Below are 2,759 nucleotides of genomic sequence, written 5' to 3'. Positions count from 1 at the left end.
CCCGAAACCTCGCCCGTCACGCGCCCCCCAAGCCCCGCCCCGGCGAAGGCCGGGGCCCAGTCGGGAAAGCCATCGCAACTGCCACCACGCCCACCCACTCCCCTTCGTCATGCCGGGCCGGTCCCGGCATCCACGGTGCCGCAAACCCCACGCAATCGAATTCGCGGAACGTTGGCCCACTTCACGCGCGCCGGGGTGACGCCCGCTTTTATGGCATCGTCCTACCCCGCCGTTGCTCCCCTTGCCGGGCGATCCTATCTCCCCCCGTATGGCACAGGATCCGTCCGGCCCCCCGATCACGGATGAGGCGCTCACCGCATTGGTTGACGCCTTCTACGATCGCATCCGCGCCGATGCGGAGCTTGGGCCGATCTTCAACGGCGCGATTGACGATTGGGATCACCACCTGGGCAAGCTCGCGGCCTTCTGGTCGTCGGTGATGCTGGGCAGCGGGCGGTACAAGGGCCGGCCGATGGCGGCGCACTTCCCCCATGCCGATGCCATGACGCCCGCCGCTTTCCAGCGCTGGCTGGCGCTGTGGAAGGAGGCGACGGAGGCGCAGCTTCCGCCGGAACAGGCGCGGGCGATGCAGGCCAAGGCCGCGCATATCGCGCAGAGCCTTCGGATGGGTATGGAATTTCAGCGCGGGAACGGCCTGCCGCCGGCCCCTCCGGCCCGCGCGCGATGAGCGATCCCGGCCCCGCCGCGCCGCTGCCCAACCCGGCGCACCTGCCCGACGGGCTGGAGCCCTATCGCCGCACCGCTGTCTTCACGCAGGATACGCTGCCCGCCGCACTTCGCCGCGATCACGATACGAAGCCCGGCGTCTGGGGCCTCATTCACGTGCTGAGCGGCGCGCTTTGCTATCGCATCACCGATCCGCGGCGCGAACCGGCCGAGCGGGTGCTGACGCCAGGGACGCCGCCGGGCGTGGTGGAGCCGACGATCCTCCACCATGTGGAGCCGGCCGGCGCGGCCGAGTTCCAGGTCGAGTTTCACCGCGCCCCGCCAGCGCCCCTGTGCCGCCATGAGGAGCTGGCCAGACGCGAAAACCGCCTCCGCGCCGCCCAGGCCGAAGACTGAGCGCCAGCCGAGCGGGCCGGAACAGTTGTTCGTCTGCCGCAAGGCCACATTCCGGCGAACGGCCGGGGCCCAATCGGGAAAGCCATCGCAACCACCACCACGCTCGCCAGTCCGTTTGCGAGCGCGGACCCATCCCCCACGCTTGCACACTTCCGGCCGTCATGCCGGCCCCGTGCCGGCATCCACCGAGCCCAGCGGCCGACGCGATCGAGTTAGGGGCTGATCCAACCAGATCGATCCGCCGCCCCGGCGAAGGCCGGGGCCCAGTCGCGCGACAAAGCGGCATGCAGACCGGAATCTGCCAACGCTCTCCCACCTGGCCCCCGGTCTTCGCCGGGGAGGTGTTTCCAGGAGCCCGGATATAACCCTGGCGCAACGGCGGCCGGCCCAGCAGGAGGCGTGACGCCCGCCTTGAGCAGGCGCTCTGCAACATCCGATCAGTGCCCCGCAAGCTGCGTCATGCCGGCCCCGTGCCGGCATCCACCGAGCCGCGCGTCAGACGCGATCGAGTTAAGGTATGATCCAGCGGATCGCCGCCGCCCCGGCGAAGGCCGGGGCCCAGTCGCGCGACAAAGCTGGCAGGCAGACCGGAATCTGCCAACGCTCTCCCACCTGGACCCCGGCCTTCGCCGGGGAGGTGTTTCCAGGAGCCTGGATCAAACCCTGGCGCATCGGCGGCCGGCACAGCAGGAGGCGTCATCCGGGCCCGGTACCAGGATCCCCTGCGCCGCGAGCTCCACGGCTCAACGCTCGGGGGATGTCGCGACAATCCCGGCATGACCAACGCGGCTAAGCAAAGGGCTCGCCCCACCCGCGAGCGGCCGCCAGTCGGCACTGCCCGCCGCGTAACCCCGCCGCGCCCTCAGCCGAAGATGAAATCCGCCGCGTTGATGTGCGCCGCCGTCAGCGATCCGCCGGGATCCTCAAGCAGGATGGAGAATTTCGCCCCCGTGGAGCTCACCACGTTCACCGATACGTCGCCGCTCGACAGGTCGGTCGCGAAAACCGTGCCCTTGCCCCCGCCCGAGCGATAGGCGGTGACGCCGAGCGCCTCCAGCACGATGCGGTCCAGGCCGTTCTCGAAATCCTCGATCACGTCGCCGCCGCCCAGTGCCGCCGCGCCGCTGAAGACGAAGCGGTCGTTGCCGGCATCGCCCCACAAACGGTCCGCGCCCTCGTCGCCGGCGATCTCGTCATGCCCGGCGCCGCCGTGGATGCGGTCTGCGCCGGTGCCGCCGGACAGCACGTCATCGCCCGCGTCGCCGAACATCTGGTCGTTGCCGGCCTCGCCGAGCATCGCGTCCTGATCGTTGCCGCCTTCCATGTAATCGTTGCCGGCGCCCGCCTGCATCGTGTCGCGCCCGTCGCCGCCCAGCAGCACGTCCGCCCCGTCCTCGGCGGAAATGATGTCGTCGCCGGTCCCGCCGTCCAGCCAGTTGGTGCCGTCGCCGCCGTCCACCCGGTCGTTGCCGTCGCCGCCATAAACCTTGTCGTTGCCCGACTGGCCCTTCAGCTTGTCGTTCCCGCCCTCGCCATAGATGATGTCATGGCCCGCGCCGCCGGCCACCGCCATGGTGGTCAGCTGGCCGGTCGCCGGGTTGACCTCGTTCAGGAAGCCATCGTCGTCCGCGCCGGCATAGATGATGTCGTCGCCATAGCCGCCGTCCAGATAGTCG

General features: G+C 70.1%; 3 protein-coding genes. 2 read left to right on the top strand and 1 reads right to left on the bottom strand.

What is annotated here, in order from left to right:
• Positions 1–268 precede the first annotated feature (268 nt).
• Entirely contained in the window at positions 269–688 is a 420-nt protein-coding gene (locus tag AX702_RS03330) for a group III truncated hemoglobin (protein WP_066776115.1), read from the top strand.
• Positions 685–1,083, top strand: coding sequence for a DUF1971 domain-containing protein (locus AX702_RS03325; RefSeq protein ID WP_082745956.1), 399 nt, complete (start codon positions 685–687; stop codon positions 1,081–1,083). Before AX702_RS03330 ends, AX702_RS03325 begins: the two co-directional genes overlap by 4 nt.
• A gap of 862 nt (positions 1,084–1,945) precedes the next feature.
• Here AX702_RS03325 and AX702_RS03320 read toward each other — a convergent pair.
• Positions 1,946–2,759 (bottom strand): calcium-binding protein (locus tag AX702_RS03320; RefSeq protein ID WP_066776113.1); only part of this gene is annotated, 814 nt, incomplete at its 5' end.

This window comes from Sphingomonas sp. CCH5-D11 (genome assembly GCF_001557395.1).
Lineage (GTDB): Bacteria > Pseudomonadota > Alphaproteobacteria > Sphingomonadales > Sphingomonadaceae > Sphingomonas.
Note: the sequence above shows the minus strand (reverse complement) of the source record. Positions and strands in the feature narration are given on the sequence as shown.

What these genes read in the sequence shown, in the direction of transcription:
- AX702_RS03325 (WP_082745956.1), top strand. Translation starts at nt 685, where the DNA reads ATGAGCGATCCCGGCCCCGCCGCGCCGCTGCCCAACCCGGCGCACCTG.
- AX702_RS03330 (WP_066776115.1), top strand. Translation starts at nt 269, where the DNA reads ATGGCACAGGATCCGTCCGGCCCCCCGATCACGGATGAGGCGCTCACC.